The organism is Bdellovibrio bacteriovorus str. Tiberius, assembly GCF_000317895.1.
Lineage (GTDB): Bacteria > Bdellovibrionota > Bdellovibrionia > Bdellovibrionales > Bdellovibrionaceae > Bdellovibrio > Bdellovibrio bacteriovorus_F.
In genome coordinates this window covers 811519-826704 of the sequence record NC_019567.1, presented here as the reverse complement: position 1 = coordinate 826704, position 15186 = coordinate 811519, and the positions used below count along the sequence as shown (strand labels likewise).

The 15186-nt window shown below is 49.9% G+C and carries 17 protein-coding genes; all 17 read right to left on the bottom strand.

Annotation, left to right across the window (positions count from 1 at the left end):
* Positions 1 to 11: 11 nt before the first annotated feature.
* The gene (locus tag BDT_RS04050; RefSeq protein ID WP_015089996.1) at positions 12 to 680 is read right to left on the bottom strand and encodes a hypothetical protein; all 669 of its coding nucleotides are present in this window, start codon (positions 678 to 680) and stop codon (positions 12 to 14) included.
* Entirely contained in the window at positions 677 to 1744 is a 1068-nt protein-coding gene (gene carA, locus BDT_RS04045; RefSeq protein ID WP_235046258.1) for a glutamine-hydrolyzing carbamoyl-phosphate synthase small subunit, read from the bottom strand. Before carA ends, BDT_RS04050 begins: the two co-directional genes overlap by 4 nt.
* Entirely contained in the window at positions 1741 to 2643 is a 903-nt protein-coding gene (locus BDT_RS04040) for an aspartate carbamoyltransferase catalytic subunit (RefSeq protein WP_015089994.1), read from the bottom strand. The genes carA and BDT_RS04040 overlap by 4 nt, the downstream gene beginning before the upstream one ends.
* 35 nt (positions 2644 to 2678) lie before the next feature.
* Complete coding sequence (lepB, locus tag BDT_RS04035) at positions 2679 to 3353, bottom strand: signal peptidase I (protein ID WP_011163401.1); 675 nt, start codon at positions 3351 to 3353, stop codon at positions 2679 to 2681.
* Positions 3354 to 3417: 64 nt separating this feature from the next.
* Positions 3418 to 4125, bottom strand: a complete 708-nt coding sequence (lepB, locus tag BDT_RS04030; RefSeq protein ID WP_015089993.1) for a signal peptidase I — start codon at positions 4123 to 4125, stop codon at positions 3418 to 3420.
* A complete protein-coding gene (gene lepB, locus BDT_RS04025) occupies positions 4126 to 4914 on the bottom strand; it encodes a signal peptidase I (RefSeq protein ID WP_015089992.1) in 789 nt (262 codons plus the stop codon). It abuts the gene before it with no gap.
* A gap of 10 nt (positions 4915 to 4924) precedes the next feature.
* Positions 4925 to 6724 carry a translation elongation factor 4 gene (gene lepA, locus BDT_RS04020; RefSeq protein ID WP_015089991.1) on the bottom strand — a complete coding sequence of 600 codons (1800 nt, stop codon included), beginning with the start codon at positions 6722 to 6724 and terminating at the stop codon, positions 4925 to 4927.
* A 73-nt stretch (positions 6725 to 6797) separates the two neighbouring features.
* Positions 6798 to 7961 (bottom strand): methionine adenosyltransferase, encoded by a 1164-nt coding sequence (gene metK, locus BDT_RS04015; protein WP_015089990.1) that lies wholly within the window; start codon positions 7959 to 7961, stop codon positions 6798 to 6800.
* A 125-nt stretch (positions 7962 to 8086) separates the two neighbouring features.
* The gene (locus BDT_RS04010; RefSeq protein WP_015089989.1) at positions 8087 to 8692 is read right to left on the bottom strand and encodes a hypothetical protein; all 606 of its coding nucleotides are present in this window, start codon (positions 8690 to 8692) and stop codon (positions 8087 to 8089) included.
* A gap of 77 nt (positions 8693 to 8769) precedes the next feature.
* Entirely contained in the window at positions 8770 to 9120 is a 351-nt protein-coding gene (gene hpf / locus BDT_RS04005; RefSeq protein ID WP_015089988.1) for a ribosome hibernation-promoting factor, HPF/YfiA family, read from the bottom strand.
* A gap of 94 nt (positions 9121 to 9214) precedes the next feature.
* The gene (locus BDT_RS04000; protein ID WP_015089987.1) at positions 9215 to 9694 is read right to left on the bottom strand and encodes a hypothetical protein; all 480 of its coding nucleotides are present in this window, start codon (positions 9692 to 9694) and stop codon (positions 9215 to 9217) included.
* Positions 9695 to 9780: 86 nt separating this feature from the next.
* Positions 9781 to 10332, bottom strand: a complete 552-nt coding sequence (locus BDT_RS03995) for a 5'-methylthioadenosine/S-adenosylhomocysteine nucleosidase family protein (protein ID WP_419144694.1) — start codon at positions 10330 to 10332, stop codon at positions 9781 to 9783.
* 16 nt (positions 10333 to 10348) lie between these two features.
* Complete coding sequence (locus BDT_RS03990) at positions 10349 to 10846, bottom strand: adenine phosphoribosyltransferase (RefSeq protein ID WP_015089985.1); 498 nt, start codon at positions 10844 to 10846, stop codon at positions 10349 to 10351.
* A gap of 53 nt (positions 10847 to 10899) precedes the next feature.
* Entirely contained in the window at positions 10900 to 11655 is a 756-nt protein-coding gene (locus BDT_RS03985; protein ID WP_015089984.1) for a substrate-binding periplasmic protein, read from the bottom strand.
* A 216-nt stretch (positions 11656 to 11871) separates the two neighbouring features.
* A complete protein-coding gene (gene rpoN / locus BDT_RS03980) occupies positions 11872 to 13308 on the bottom strand; it encodes an RNA polymerase factor sigma-54 (RefSeq protein WP_148278699.1) in 1437 nt (478 codons plus the stop codon).
* Positions 13309 to 13350: 42 nt separating this feature from the next.
* Positions 13351 to 14073, bottom strand: a complete 723-nt coding sequence (lptB, locus tag BDT_RS03975; RefSeq protein WP_015089982.1) for an LPS export ABC transporter ATP-binding protein — start codon at positions 14071 to 14073, stop codon at positions 13351 to 13353.
* Positions 14070 to 15059 (bottom strand): LPS export ABC transporter periplasmic protein LptC, encoded by a 990-nt coding sequence (gene lptC / locus BDT_RS03970; protein ID WP_235046256.1) that lies wholly within the window; start codon positions 15057 to 15059, stop codon positions 14070 to 14072. Before lptC ends, lptB begins: the two co-directional genes overlap by 4 nt.
* Positions 15060 to 15186: the final 127 nt, after the last annotated feature.

Sequence of the window (15186 nt, the reverse complement as noted above, 5' to 3'; positions counted from 1 at the left end):
TCCTCCTAGAACTAGATCCCGAGCTTCCCCTCATTGGAGTAAATGAGCTCAGGCTTCACGTGTTTATACTGTTCAAATTTATAACGCATTTTAATCAGACGAAGCATCAGCAGATCCGGATCCAAATCCGGGTCCTTGCGATGGCGCTTGGCCTCGCTCTGAATGAACTTCTTCGCACTTTCAGGATGGAAGCAGAAGCCGCGGGTGAAGACGTAAGAATCCCCCTGAGGGATCAAACGCACTTCAAACAACTCATCCTGATCAAATCCGAAAACAAACGGAGACGCCTTCACCACCATAACATTGGAAGAGAAGAAGCCTTTTTTGTTCTGCAGAATATCCTTGATATAGACGTCGCCGTCCTTGATTTTCACGAATTCGAAGATGGAATGGCGGTGCTGTTTCAGCACTTCCAGAGTTTTCAGTTCTTCATCCGAGAAACGAAGTTCACGCACCAGAAGACAAGCCTCCAGCGGCGTCTGACCGAAACCTTTCAGTTCACGGGTGAAAAAATACCAGTCATAGAACTGCGCCATGCGCGATTCATAGTGCTCGGAGTTTTCATCCAAAGTGCCGGCGTTTTCAAAGAACTCTTTTTTGGCCATGGCCAATTCGTCCTTGAAGGAATCGCTGACAAAGTGGTTTAGAATTTTTTCGATCAGTTTTTCGTATTCGTTCATATCATCCGCTCTACAAAGTAGCTAAACAGCCCTGAAGCCTCGTGCGGCCCAGGACAACTTTCCGGGTGATATTGTATTCCTAAACACTTGCGTTTTTCACTATAAAAACCTGCCACAGTGCCGTCATTGAGGTTCACGTGGGTGACCTTCACGTCAGAAGGCAAAGAAGCCTCTTCCACGGCGTATCCGTGGTTCTGGCTGGTCATGTATATCTGATTAAGCAGGGTGTCGCGAATCGGATGATTGGACCCACGATGGCCGAACTTTAACTTGTAGGTTTTAGCCCCCAAAGCCAGGCCCAGAATCTGGTGCCCCATGCAGATGCCAAAGATCGGTTTTACACCCAAAAGCTCACGAACTGTGCCGATGGCCACTTTTACGTCCGCCGGATCCCCGGGGCCGTTGGTCAGCATGATCCCGTCCGGATTGTAAGCCAGAATGTCCTGAACGGAGGAGCGGCTGTTGAAGATCTTGATTTCAGAACAACGGTTTTGCAGTTCGCGCAGGATGTTTTCCTTGCTGCCGAAATCCAGCACTGCCACCTTCGGGCCCACCATATTTTCACCACGGCGGGTTTCTGCTTCCTTGCGAGAAGCGATGTAAACCCAGTCCTTTTCCACGGTTTTTTTGGCATCGATCAGGCTTTCAGCCTTTTTCAGGGCTTCGGCTTCAGAGTTGGCCTGAACCAATGCTCCCCACGGAGTTCCCCCCTGGCGCAAACGTAAAGCCAGCGCACGCGTGTCCAATTCCGTAAGCATTGGAATCTTATTGTCAGTCAGACGCTTTTTCCAGGCTTGATCACGTTCGCTGTCCTGAACTTCAAGACAGATGAAACCCTCGATCCAAAGCTTTCGCGATTCCCAGACTTCGTCTTCAATCCCATAATTTCCCTGCATGGGCGCCGTCATCATCACAATCTGAGAGAAATAAGAAGGGTCCGTGGCGATTTCTTCGTAACCGGAGTGCGAGGTGTTGAAAACAACCTCGCCGGCGCGATCCTCACCACCTTGCCATTGACCGGTGTAGACTTCCCCACCTTCAAGCACTAGATAGCCGCGCATCATTCCCCCTCTTTCAATGTCATTTGAATCAGACTTTGACGAATCAACACACCATTGGAAACTTGATCCAGAACTTTGCAGCGTGGATCTTTCAGAACCTCAGAATCAAGCTCGGTTCCCTGATTGATCGGGCCCGGATGCAGAATCAGGGCTTTGTCCGACAGGGCCTGCAGGTTTTTGACCGTGAAGCCGTACTGATCACGATAGTCCGCCAAGGAATACTTGTTTTCATGGCGCTCTAACTGCACTCGCAAAGCCATCGCGGCTGTGGACCACTGAAGTCCTTCCAGCAAAGAAGCAAACACACGGCAGGGCGGTTGCGCAGGCAGGAACTCTTTCGGACCACACAGCGCCACTTCGTAACCCAGCTTTTCTGCCAGTTCGAAGTGCGAGGCGGCCACCCGGCTGTGGCGAACATCGCCGACAATCAGAAGCTTTTGGCCCGCACAGGTGCCCAGATGTTTGCGAATGGTGTAAGCATCCAGCAACGCTTGCGTCGGATGCCCTTTCTTTCCCCAGCCGGCATTCAAAATTGGAGTGCTGATTTTTTCGGAAAGATCTTTCAGATCCAGATCATCCCCGCAGCGGATCACCAAAAAAGAAGGCTTCATGGCCTCGACATTCAAAACCGTATCTTCAAGGGTTTCGCCTTTTTCAAGACTGCTGCCCGCGCCTCCATCCAGGCGCAACGGATGGATTCCCAAACGTGCGCAGGCTGTTTCAAAGCTCATGCGGGTGCGAGTGCTGGCTTCAAAAAACAAAAGGGCTCCGGTTTTTCCGAAGCCCTGAATAGGAGCCGATTTTGCCGCCGCAACAGAGTCGGCAATAGAGAATAGGAAATCGATTTTTGTTTTTTCAAGCGAACGAAGATCAAGAATGGAGAAATTTTTCCTAGACGACATCTAGAACCCAAGACTAGGTACTTGGGCAGACCTTGTCAATGAACCGTAGAAAAAACTCGGTCCCAACGCACTGAAGGATAGCGATCGCCACCCCATTTCTGCTGCCAATCCAGCGAAAGCCAAATTAAAGCCACGCGGCCCACCACCTGGGTCATAGGAACCGTGCCCCAATAGCGCGAGTCGTCACTGGCATCACGATTATCCCCCAGCAGGAAAACCTCTCCTGGAGGCACAACCAGCGGGCCGAAATCTTTATCGTCCGGAGTTTTCTGGAAAATCACACGCCAGGAGTCAGCACCGGAAGTCTCTTTGAAGATATCAAAGAGTTCCGCATTGGGGTTATCAGAAGCCGCATCCAGTTTTTCATAAGACACGGGCTCGTCATTCAAAACGAGGCGGCCTTTTACGATCTGCACCCGATCCCCAGGCAAACCCACCACGCGTTTGACGTAAGTGACAGAGGGCTGATTGGGATAACTGAAAACCACGATATCCCCGCGAGCTGGCAAAGTCAGATTCCAGCGCTTGGAAGCAAACGGAATCTGCACACCATAAGACACACGTGAGGCAAAGATGAAATCACCGGGCTTCAGCGCCGGCTGCATGGAACCTGTCGGGACTTTATAAGCGGTCACCAGAAAGTGACGCACAAAAAGTGCGCACACCACTGCCAAAACCAAAGTTGTTAGATATTCCCGCCAACGATTCATCCTTAAATCCTAAACGGACTTAAGCAAGACCTTCAAAAGAATTCTTAGGGCTTTTTATTATTTCTCAGTCCAGGACCTTAAACAGGCGGTTGAAACGAATTTGTGAGGGGTCGCACACAAATGTCATCGTCGGTAAAGTGCTGTTACAGGAAAGCCAGATGACCGAGGCTTTTCCGACCAAATAATCGTTTTTCACAAAACCCCAGTAACGAGAGTCGCTGGATTGATCGCGATTGTCCCCCATAAAGAAGAACTGCCCCGGCGGCACCTGGTACACCTGCACATCGGCCGAGCTTTCTTCACTCAAGAAACGCACGACATAGGATTTTTGCGTGTTGTTTTCGGTGAAATAATAAAACTCGTTATTGTTCACCAAAGGGCCTTCATAAGGGGCCATGTCGAAAGCCTTGTCGTTCACGGTGATACGACCGGCGCGAACTTCGATGCGATCCCCTGGCAGGCCAATCAGTCGCTTGATATAATAGACATCCGGATTTTCCGGATATTTGAAGACAACAACATCCCCACGCTGGGGCGTTGACCATTGCACCAGCCACTTGTCACTGAAAGGAATGTGCAGACCGTAAGCGAATTTTTTTACCAGAATATGGTCATGGATCAGCAGATTCGGAATCATGCTCCCGGAAGGGATCACGAAGGGCTCAAACAAGGCCCAGCGCACTCCCATCACCAGCAGAATCGGAAACAGAAAAGTCAGGATCGCCTGATTCCATGTTCCTTTCAGATTGGGAGTGGCCTTGGGTTCAGACATCTAGTTCACAGGGTGGAAGAAACGTCCCCAGCGGATGGTCAGCGGGTTGCACAGGAACGGAAGCATCGGCACCGTTTCTTCGCAACTTAGCCATACGAACATCGCACGACCCAGGATGTTTTGTTTTGGCAGGAAACCCCAAACACGGCTGTCGGAAGAATTCATGCGGTTGTCACCCATAACAAACAAATGGTCATCCGGAATGGTCACGGGGCCAAAGGTTTCATAGATATCACCCTTGCGCAGAAGGATGGCATGCTCTTTACCCTCTTTGGCGACCTTGCCCGCAGGCAGGACTTCAGTGAATTCAACATAGTTTTCTTTGCTGTCGTTGATGTTGCCATCACGCTGGAAGTCCGCATCGCGAAGCCATGCAAAGTCATCCATGTTGGCCGGAACCTTTTTTTCAACCGGTTTGTCGTTGATATAAAGAGTGCCGTTTTCGTAGTAAACCTTGTCGCCCGGCTCGCCCACGATGCGTTTGATGAAGAAGGTGCTCATGTCTTTAGGATATTTAAAGACGATCACTTCCCCACGCTCTGGTTCGTTGAATTTTACCAGCCATTTTTCGCTGAAAGGAACGCGCAGACCGTAAGTCAGCTTGTTCACGAAGATATGGTCATGAATCAAAAGCGACGGCAACATGGAGCCCGATGGAATCACGTAAGCTTCGATAAAGCCCCAGCGAATGAACAAAGCGATGAACACCGCCAGGAACAAAGAGCCCCAACCCTCTGTCCAGAAGTGTTTCGTTCTAAAGTCCCAGCTTTTTGGTTGTTTGTCGCTCATGTTGATTCTCCTAGTCTTCGACTTTCAGGATCGCGAGGAAGGCTTCTTGAGGGACTTCGACATGGCCGATGGCCTTCATGCGCTTCTTACCCTCTTTTTGCTTTTCCAGAAGCTTACGCTTACGGGAAATATCACCACCATAACACTTGGCGGTCACGTCTTTTCTGATTGCCCCCAGAGTCTCACGCGCGATGATCTTGGCACCGATAGCTGCCTGGATCGCCACCTGATACATCTGACGAGGAATCAGTTCTTTCATCTTTTCAGCCAGCAAACGGCCGCGGTTTTGCGCCTTGGAACGGTGAACGATCAAAGACAGGGCATCGATAGCCTCACCGTTAATCAGAATATCCAGTTTCACCAGGTCTGATTCCTCAAAACCGACGAATTCATATTCCAAAGAAGCATAACCTTTGGAGATGGATTTCAAACGATCGTAGAAGTCCATCACCATTTCATTCATCGGCAGTTTGTATTCGATGATGACTTTTTTGTCGGTGACGTATTCCATCTTCTGCTGGATACCACGCTTGTCCTCGCACAGCTTCAGGATGCCGCCGATATAATCGGTTGGCGTGTGCAGGGTCACTTTTACGTAAGGTTCTTCAAACTTGGCAATCTGGGTTTCCACCGGCATGCCGGATGGATTTTCCAGCATCATCTCGGTGCCGTCAGTTTTTGTGATTCGATACACAACTGTCGGAGCCGTGGTGATCAGATCCAGATTGAATTCACGTTCAAGACGCTCTTGAACGATTTCCATGTGCAACAGGCCCAGGAAACCACAACGGTAACCGAAACCAAGTGCCGCGGATTTTTCAACTTCGAATGTCAAAGACGAGTCATTCAGACAAAGTTTGTCCAAAGCGTCCTTCAGATTTTCGTATTCAGAAGCCACGACCGGGAAGATACCGGCAAAAACCATCGGCTTGATACGCTGGAAACCTGCCAAAGGCTGGGTCGCCGGGTTTTTAGCCGCCGTAACGGTATCACCCACCTGAACGTCACGGATATCTTTGATACCGCAGACGATGAAGCCCACTTCACCCGCCTCAAGAACATCCTGCATCAGCGGGAACGGCTTGTATTTACCCATGCGCAGAACTTCATAGTCACGATCCGTGGCCATGAACTTGATCTTGTCGCCTTTTTTGATCACGCCGTCGACCATACGAACCAGGACAACAACGCCCTGGTAAGCATCAAACCAAGAATCGAAAATCAAAGCTCTTGGTGTCAGGCTGCGGTCCGCTTTTGGTGGCGGAACTTTTTCAACGATCGCTTCCAGAATGTCGGTGATACCGATTTTTTCTTTCGCCGACGCGTGAATGATACCTGTGCAGTCCAAGCCCACCGTGTCTTCGATCTGCTTTGCCACGCCTTCGGGATCCGCTGAAGGAAGATCGATCTTGTTCAGAACAGGAATGATCTCAAGATTATTTTCCATTGCCAGATAAACGTTGGCCAGAGTCTGGGCTTCAACACCTTGAGCGGCGTCGACAACCAGAATCGCGCCTTCGCACGCTGCCAATGAACGGGACACTTCGTAAGAGAAGTCCACGTGCCCCGGTGTATCGATCAGGTTGATCTGATACATGTTGCCGTCTTTGGATTTGAAATCCAAACAGACTGTTTGAGCTTTGATGGTGATGCCGCGTTCGCGCTCAAGTTCCATGTTGTCGAGGAACTGATCCTTTTTCTCACGATCCGACAATGAGCCGGTTGCAGAAAGAAGACCGTCAGCCAAAGTAGATTTGCCGTGGTCGATGTGAGCGATGATAGAGAAATTGCGTATGTATTTAGGATCCATGGGCGGTAGTATAAATAAGAAGCGCCGAGTTGCTAGTGACAACTCGGCGCAATGATTAAGGTTTTATAAAAATTTAAGCCAAAGTCTTTACAGCGTCTTTCAGCTGGTCGACCTTGTTCAGGCGCTCCCAAGTGAAGGACTCTTCGTTACGACCAAAGTGGCCGTAAGCCGCTGTCGGGCTGTAAATCGGTCTTAGCAGGTCCAAATCCTTTGTAATGCGAGCTGGACGCAAATCGAAGACCTGGCGAACCGCTTTTTCAAGAACTTCAGGGCCTACTTTGCTTGTGCCGTAGTCATTTACAGTGATGCTGACCGGTTCAGCCACACCAATCGCGTAAGCCACCTGAACCAGGCAACGTTCCGCAAGGCCCGCACCCACGATGTTCTTAGCAATATGGCGCGACGCATAAGCAGCCGAGCGGTCCACTTTAGAAGGATCTTTACCAGAGAACGCGCCACCACCGTGAGCACCGTGACCACCGTAAGTGTCCACGATGATTTTACGACCGGTCAAACCAGCGTCACCCATTGGACCACCCGTTACGAAACGGCCCGTTGGATTGATGAAGAATTTGGTTTTCGCATCGATCCAGTTGCCCGGGATGGATTTTTTGATCAGTTCTTCAGTGATGAATTCTTTGATCGTTGCATTGGAAACGCTGTCTGCGTGCTGAGTGGAGATAACCACCGCATCGATACGTTTTGCAATGCCGTTTTCGTACTGAACTGTCACCTGGGATTTAGCATCCGGGCGCAACCAGTCCACACGACCCGCTTTACGAAGAGCCGCAAGGTCTTTCACCAGTTTGTGAGACATCGCGATGCTTAAAGGCATCAGTTCTGGAGTTTCATTCACAGCGTAACCGAACATCAGACCCTGGTCGCCCGCGCCCTGATCGTCGGAAAGAGTTTCTTTAACGCCCACGGCGATATCCGGGGACTGCTGACCTACGGCGATCATCACGCCGCAAGTTTTGTAGTCGAAGCCCTTGTCAGAGTGATCGTAACCAATGCGTTTTACAACTTCACGGGCCACTTCAGAGAAATTCACTTTTGCAGAAGTTGTGATTTCACCACCAACAACAACCAAACCAGTCGTCAGCAGGGTTTCACAGGCAACACGGCCCTTCGGATCCTGAGCCAGGATGGCATCCAGAATACCGTCAGAGATTTGATCGGCCATTTTATCGGGGTGACCTTCGGATACAGATTCACTCGTAAACAGGTAGTTTTTCACTGCGTTCGTTCCTCATTAGGGAATGGTGTTAATGAGCTCGGCCCCCACTGGGACCATCCTAAAAAACAGTCAAAATTGAGCTGGAATTTAGCGAACGGCCAAGCTACCAAAACGAGTTCTGGGGGTCAAGAGTCCTTGGGTTTGTGATGGTAAAAATAGGCAAGCTCAAGGAAAAACACTGTAAAGCCTCCAACCAGGCCGATCAGCCCCAAGCCAATCATAAACTGAGCAAGGGTGCGCCCCAGCTCGCTGATAGAGGATTCCGGCACCAGCCCCTTGCTTTGAAGCAGGAACATCAGCATGTAAGCCCCCACCGACAGGAACGTCCAAAAAACCGCATGCACCCGGCTGGTCAACAGCCCCACGATCAGCGGCAATACCGCAAACCAGATGAGAGTCGGAGAAAAGAAGCCCCCCGTAAAATAAGAGAATGAAAACTGAAAGATCATGCCCGAAGTCACCATGGAATAAGCGGCCAGCGACATGGAACGGCTCCAGCGGTAAATCAACGGGGAAAAGGCATGCACAATCGAACAGCTAAAGCCGATTTGAGCCAAGGTCGGATTATCCACGAAAAATAAAGAGATAAAGCTGTAGGTCCACATCAGCAGACCGGTCAGAAGGGTGATCAGAACCAAAAGGCGCCATTTATAATGACGGACATGCTGATCTTCTTTTACATCCAGGGAAAAAAGGGTGGTCCCCCAAAGAATCTGTTCTTCCTGTTCCAAGCAACGTTCCAAAAATACAAGAGGTGGATAATTCCACCTCCTTAGTATAATCGCTGGTCAGGAAATTTGCACCAAAATCACGCCGCCTTTTTCCAACGTGAGAACGTCTCCTGACGTGCTCCCTTGGTAAGTTCAGGCTTCTTGTGATCTTTATATTGTTTGTTTGTCTTAAGGAATTGTTTCTCCATTTTTTCGGCACATGCGTCCACTGCACCGTAAATATCCGGGCCGTAGGCTGTGGCTTTGAAATATTTCTCGCGAGTGTTCACAGAGATTTCAACGCAGAATTCACTTTTAACCTTACTGAAATACACGTTGCCGTAACCTTCTTTAAGCAGGAAACGCCCCACCTCGGACATTCTTTCTTCGGTGTACTTTTCCAGGGAATCGGAGTGATCCAGATGCTTAAAGGTATAGTTGAGTTTCATGTTTTCTCCTTCTCGGCCCCTTTCAAGGCCTTTGATTTCTTACCTGGACTTCTTATCGGTCCAGCCGGACTAAAGATGAGCCCTATTTTGAGACTCATTTGGTTTTTCTTTGGGTTAATAGACAGGCCTTAAAAATTTCATCGTCCTGCTTATTTTTTAGATATTTCGCAACCGGGCTCATGGCGGCAAAAGCCTCCTGGCACTGACCACGGCTGAATTCGAGCTTTGCGTCGAAATAAGAATCACGCAACGCCGCTGGCAGGCGGTCCACCGTTCGGGGCTCAGCCTCCCCGCTTTCGATTTTGCGTTTATATTCGCGCAGCGCATTTTCTGATTTGCGGCGCAGCTCCCGGATGTCGGAATACTTCGGCACATGCGACGGGATCTTGCGGGACATATCCAGCGCCCCTTCATAGTTGCCGGCTTCGAAATAGACCTGCGCTTTTTCATGCAGGGCCTCGATTTCAGCAGGATCCATTTTGTGTTTTTTGGAGCCAAAGGGATTGGCAATCAGCCCGAGGGTCAGACCCGTCAGGGCCACGGCGTACATGGCGATGTTAGCTGGCTTGATCATGGGAAACTTATCGGCAATCCCCGACTAAAGATGAGGATTTTCCATGTTCCAAAAAGAGACGGGCCCCTTTCGGAGCCCGCTAAATTCTAACCAGGGATGGTCACCATTTTTTTGTAAAATTCCAGAAGCTTTTTAGCCCCGTGAACCAGATTGGCCTCCCAATCATTGTGGGCATTGTGATCCGCCCCGTCGGTAATGTACTTCAGTGAAATCAACTGCACGTTCATTTTGCGACAAACCTTGGCCAGGGCGTAACCTTCCATGTCCACAAGTTCGCAAGGCACTTTCGGAGTGCCCGTTTCAAAACTGTCCCCGGTTCCACACACCCCGTGAGACAGCTCCGGGAAAAACGGAATCAGATCAATCGCGCCCGGAAGCGGGTCAAACGGAGTTTCCCCAACCTTGAACCCCAGTGGCGAGATGTCCATGTCTCTTTGTACGAAGCTTGAAACCTCGACAAGGTCATGGGTTTTAAAACGGGAGCTGCCCGCAGTTCCCAGATTGATCATGACTTTGCACTTGGTTTTATGAATCACATCCATGGCCACCAGCGCGGCATTCACTTTGCCAATGCCAGTGTAAACCACAGGGATATTTTCTTTTTCAAAGAAGCCCTGGGATTCGCCTGGAAGCGCCATCACCAAAGCCACATCATTAATATTGAACAAGCGAAGCCACCTTTTGATCATTGTAGGTCATCTTGTTAAGGAACGTCAGATTGACCAGAACCGCCACAGACTCCACGGAGTATCCGGCCAACAGGCACAGGTCAATAGCCGCCTGCAAAGTGCCACCCGTAGCCAAAACGTCATCGACGATCACCACACGGCCCTTGCCCGGAGGCAGTTCGATTTCTGCCGTGCCGTATTCCAAGGCATAGGAAACCTTGCGCGTTGGTGGAGGCAGCTTGCCGGCTTTACGAATCGGCAAAAAACCTTTTTTATGGGTGGCCGCCATATGGGCCGCCAGGATAAATCCACGGGATTCAATGCCCGCAAAATAGTCCACGTAAGTCAGATCAACATGTTTCAAAAGATTATGGGAAACAAAAGTAAGGGCTTCTGCATTTTGCAGCAGCGGCGACATGTCGCGGAAAATGATCCCCGGCTTTGGAAAATCAGGAACGTCACGAATCAGGCTTTTTAAATCCATGGGGCTCTCCTCCCCTTATTTTTAAGGGAAAGGCCGCTGCGAGTAAAGAAAATCTATTCCGGCAGCAAGTCCGGAAAATAAAGCGGCTCGCGCAAATGAGCCGGGTGATACACCACCGAGGTCACATTCACACTGCGCTGCCCGTCGGGTCCCACCCAGTTTTCCAGAATGCTTTTATACCCTGCGGAAGCTTTCAGCATTGAAAGTCCCATTTCAAATTTCTTCATCAGATTTTTTGTCTCGGGATGTTTTTTTGAAAAGTGCACATAGATGGGCTCTTCGCTCATCTCCACCATGATCTTAAAACGATCCCGGAACTCAGGTTTGTTTTTCAGGTAATAATAAAACACGTATTCATCGATGGCGACAAAATCAACCCGGCGTGAATTCAGCATCATCAGACTGGTCAGATCATTGGCAGTGAACACCTTGTTGATTTTGGAATTTTCATCAAACTCGACACCAAAAGGAAACCCATTCGGCAGGGCCACGGTGCGACCTTCCAGATCCTTCACCTTCTGCACCTTGAGCGGAGTTCCCGTCCGCAAAGAAACTATCAAACCCTTGCTTTTAAAAAGCGGTTCTTTGGGAAAAAGAAAATCCGCATCCATGTCCTTGCTGCGCGCAGAATTAAAACAAGCCGGAAATTTCCCACTCTGTGTCTGCGCCAGACAGCGCGGATAAGGAACCTGAACCAGCTCGATTTCTTCCCCCACATTCTTGAATGCCGCCCGCACAATATCCACGGACATGCCCACAGCACGCCCTTTCTCACGAAAAGCAAACGGCGGCCAGGAATCCCCCACCATTAACTTCACGGGAGCAGACCAAGCATCAAAACAAACAACAATTACCAGCAAGAAACCAAATCGACCCATGCCTGCTACTTAACAAGCCAAGAACCCTGAATACACCTTACACTTGAGTAATAACTAAACAAACTCACCGATACTTCTGGAACGAAGTGCAGAAAAGCTGAAATAAGGCCCGGGATTCAACATCCCAAGCCGTCTTCGCCTAATAGATTAGAAATACTTCTTGCGCTGAGAAGAAGGCAGAATCTTAAGAACATCACGGTATTTGGCTACCGTACGACGTGCGATCTGAATTCCTTCGACCTTCAGCAAATCCACGATCTTTTGATCGGACAATGGATTCTTCGGATCTTCCTTGGCCACCAGATCCTTGATTTTGATTTTAACTGACTCGGAAGCCAGTGAATCACCATCAGAAGAGCTGATACCCGAGTTGAAGAAATATTTCAGTTCATAGATACCCTGTGGTGTGTGCACATATTTCGCTGTGGTCACACGACTGACCGTGGATTCGTGCATGCCGATATCGTTGGCGATATCGCGCAGAACCATCGGTTTTAAGTGCTCAGAACCTTTTTCAAAGAACTCGCGCTGATGCTTCACAATGGACTCGGTCACCTTGTAGATCGTGCGCTGTCTTTGATGGATGGACTTGATCAACCAAACGGCAGAACGAAGTTTTTCCTGGATATAATCCTGGGTCTTGTCGCCGGTGGTTTTGCCACCTTTAAGCATGTTTTTATAGAAATTCGAGATTTTCAAACGCGGCAGACCGTCTTCGTTCAAAGACACCACGTAATCATCACCGACTTTGTACACGTAAACATCCGGAGTCACATAGTGCGTGTCACTGCTGACGAAGGCACGACCCGGTTTCGGATCCATCGCATAGATGATTTTGCAGATTTCCACGATGTCTTCAACGTCGCGGTTCAAAGCTTTTGCGATGGCTTCATAGTTTTTCTTTTCCAGATCCTTCACGTGATTTTTGATCAGCGTGACCAGATCGTGGGTGTCCTCTTCCATGTGTTTGGCCTGGATCAGCAGACATTCCTGCAGATCGCGGGCACCCACACCCGGAGGATCGAATTCATGAATCAGGGTCAGAGTGTCTTCCAGCAGCGCCAGATCCACTTTTTCCTCTTCAGCAATTTGTTCCAAAGGAACTTTGATGTAACCATCATCATCAATGGCGCCGATCAGGGCGTCCGCGGCTCTTTCCTCTTCTTCAGAGAAGCCGTTCATTTTAACTTGCCAGTAAAGGTGATCGTGCAGGGTTTGAGACGCCGTGATGACGTTCTCATAGTTCATGATCTCTTCAGAACCCGCCATACCGGACTGTGGAGGCTTTTGGTTGGCTTCGATGTAGGATTCCCACTCGAACTCATCCTGCTTTTGCGGATCCTGAATGTTCTGCTGATCTGGGGTTTCGGAATGCTCAACTTCGTTGGCAGCCTCTTTGGTTCTTTGAAGGTCGTCCTCTTTCAGAGCCGATTCGGATTCTTCAAGGATCGGGTTTTCCTCCAGCTCGGAGCGCACAGCCGACTCCAACTCCATACGCGACATCTGCAAAAGCTTGATCGCCTGTTGCAGCTGTGGAGTGATTACCAGAGACTGGCTCAGGTTCATCGTCTGTCGAAGAGCCATTAAAATTTCCCTTTCCCAAGAACCGTAACAGCCGGGATGGCTTTACAGCTTAAAGTTTTCGCCGAGATAGAACTTACGTGCCAATTCGGAATTTGCGATTTCATCAGAACTTCCGCTGACCTGAATCTTCCCGTCCTTCAATATATAAGCATAGTCGCAAATGCCCAAAGTCTCACGCACGTTATGATCCGTGATCAGAACTCCTATACCTTTGGCCTTAAGTTCGCGGATGATATTCTGGATGTCAGCGACCGCAATGGGATCGATACCCGCAAACGGCTCATCCAGCAGAATGAACTTCGGTGACCCCGCCAGCGCGCGGGCGATCTCAACCCGGCGACGCTCCCCCCCGGACAGGGCATAGCCATAACTGTCGCGGATGTGACCGACGTGGAAGTCCCCGATCAGCTGCTCCAGCTTTTCAGAACGGGACGCACCGGAATAACCATGAGCTTCCAAAGCCACAGTGATGTTTTCAGCCACCGTCAGTTTGCGGAAGATGCTTGGCTCCTGCGCCAGATAGCTCAGACCCACGCGGGCGCGTTTATACATGGGCTCTTGGGTGATATTGGCTTCATCCAGATTGATCGTGCCTGAATCCGGCTGAACCAGACCCACCACCATATAGAACGAAGTGGTCTTACCGGCACCGTTGGGACCCAGCAGGCCTACAACCTGACCGGACTCCACAGAAAAAGATGCGCCATCAACGACCTTGCGCTTTTTAAAGGACTTGGAAATGTCTTTGATGGTGAGCATGCTCATTGATCTTTATTCTCCACCTTCGCACGTACTCGTTCAACTTTAACCTTTTTTCCGCCTTCAAGGAAGACGATTTCCTCGCCGGTCAGTTCATCGTTATTCTGAATCACCTTAGGACGCCCCTTGAACGTGTACTGATTTGCCAGCAGGTCCAGATTCACACTTTCGGACGTAGCGAATTTGTCCACGTCGCTGACGCGCACGCCGCCCTTCACCGCCACAGAACTCAGAATATCCGCACCCTTTCCATACAGGAAAGAGGCTTCAGGACCTTCCAGCTTCATGTTGTCGTAATTCATGCGAACGGCCCCCAGGAAGCGGGCCTCGCGGTTTTTACCGCTGAATTCGGCGCCGTCGGCGGAAATTTCAAACTTTTTCCCGTCCTTCATTGGTTTTTGCGCCGTCACCTTGTTCTGAATCAGCATCTTGGACTGTTCGACCAGAACTTTCATGCTGGCGCCTTTTAAGAACAGGCCAGCACCGGAAGAATCCCGCGGACCTTCCATCAGCACCTGTTCCGGGCTGACGATTTGACGGGTCTTGGACGAATAGAAGATAGATGGTGTTTTGAAAACGTAGCCATTCTCGGACTTGGTCACAACGTTGCCAATGACGCTCAAATCCTTGGATTTGTCGTCGATAGTGCCTTCATCGCCCGTGACGGTGAATTCCAGCTTTTCCTTGTTGTAAAAAAGCACCCGCACCTGTTGCAGAGCCCACTTGCCACCCGCCTGACTGCCCTCGGCAGACACCGCGAACAGCTCCCAGTCACGATTACCGGACTGACTTTCCACCAGATGCACGCCGCCCATTTTTTGATCGGCCAGACTGGATGGGCCCGGATCTTCCTTGATGCCCTTTTTCTTGCGTTCTTTGGCTTCTTTGTCGCGCTTTTCAACCCGCTGGCGCAGAGCGACCTCGTCCTCATGCTCCAAATGCGATGGGAAAACAATAAGAATCTCGACGAACAAAGCGACGAGAAGAGCCATAAAAATATAATTCTTATATTTACCCATAGATGACAAGAATCTTAAACCATCAGGGCCTCGCGGTCAAAACTTCCGCGTCGGATGCTGTACCGGGGTGAAAAACAAAAAGCCCGGTTTTCACCGGGCT

Excerpts from the sequence above, each read along its gene's own strand:
- BDT_RS04050 (WP_015089996.1), bottom strand. The coding sequence starts at position 680 with ATGAACGAATACGAAAAACTGATCGAAAAAATTCTAAACCACTTTGTC.
- carA (WP_235046258.1), bottom strand. The coding sequence starts at position 1,744 with ATGATGCGCGGCTATCTAGTGCTTGAAGGTGGGGAAGTCTACACCGGT.
- BDT_RS04040 (WP_015089994.1), bottom strand. The coding sequence starts at position 2,643 with ATGTCGTCTAGGAAAAATTTCTCCATTCTTGATCTTCGTTCGCTTGAA.
- lepB (WP_011163401.1), bottom strand. The coding sequence starts at position 3,353 with ATGAATCGTTGGCGGGAATATCTAACAACTTTGGTTTTGGCAGTGGTG.
- lepB (WP_015089993.1), bottom strand. The coding sequence starts at position 4,125 with ATGTCTGAACCCAAGGCCACTCCCAATCTGAAAGGAACATGGAATCAG.
- lepB (WP_015089992.1), bottom strand. The coding sequence starts at position 4,914 with ATGAGCGACAAACAACCAAAAAGCTGGGACTTTAGAACGAAACACTTC.
- lepA (WP_015089991.1), bottom strand. The coding sequence starts at position 6,724 with ATGGATCCTAAATACATACGCAATTTCTCTATCATCGCTCACATCGAC.
- hpf (WP_015089988.1), bottom strand. The coding sequence starts at position 9,120 with ATGAAACTCAACTATACCTTTAAGCATCTGGATCACTCCGATTCCCTG.
- BDT_RS04000 (WP_015089987.1), bottom strand. The coding sequence starts at position 9,694 with ATGATCAAGCCAGCTAACATCGCCATGTACGCCGTGGCCCTGACGGGT.
- BDT_RS03995 (WP_419144694.1), bottom strand. The coding sequence starts at position 10,332 with ATGGCGCTTCCAGGCGAATCCCAGGGCTTCTTTGAAAAAGAAAATATC.
- BDT_RS03990 (WP_015089985.1), bottom strand. The coding sequence starts at position 10,846 with ATGGATTTAAAAAGCCTGATTCGTGACGTTCCTGATTTTCCAAAGCCG.
- BDT_RS03985 (WP_015089984.1), bottom strand. The coding sequence starts at position 11,655 with ATGGTGGGGGATTCCTGGCCGCCGTTTGCTTTTCGTGAGAAAGGGCGT.
- rpoN (WP_148278699.1), bottom strand. The coding sequence starts at position 13,308 with ATGGCTCTTCGACAGACGATGAACCTGAGCCAGTCTCTGGTAATCACT.
- lptB (WP_015089982.1), bottom strand. The coding sequence starts at position 14,073 with ATGAGCATGCTCACCATCAAAGACATTTCCAAGTCCTTTAAAAAGCGC.
- lptC (WP_235046256.1), bottom strand. The coding sequence starts at position 15,059 with ATGGCTCTTCTCGTCGCTTTGTTCGTCGAGATTCTTATTGTTTTCCCA.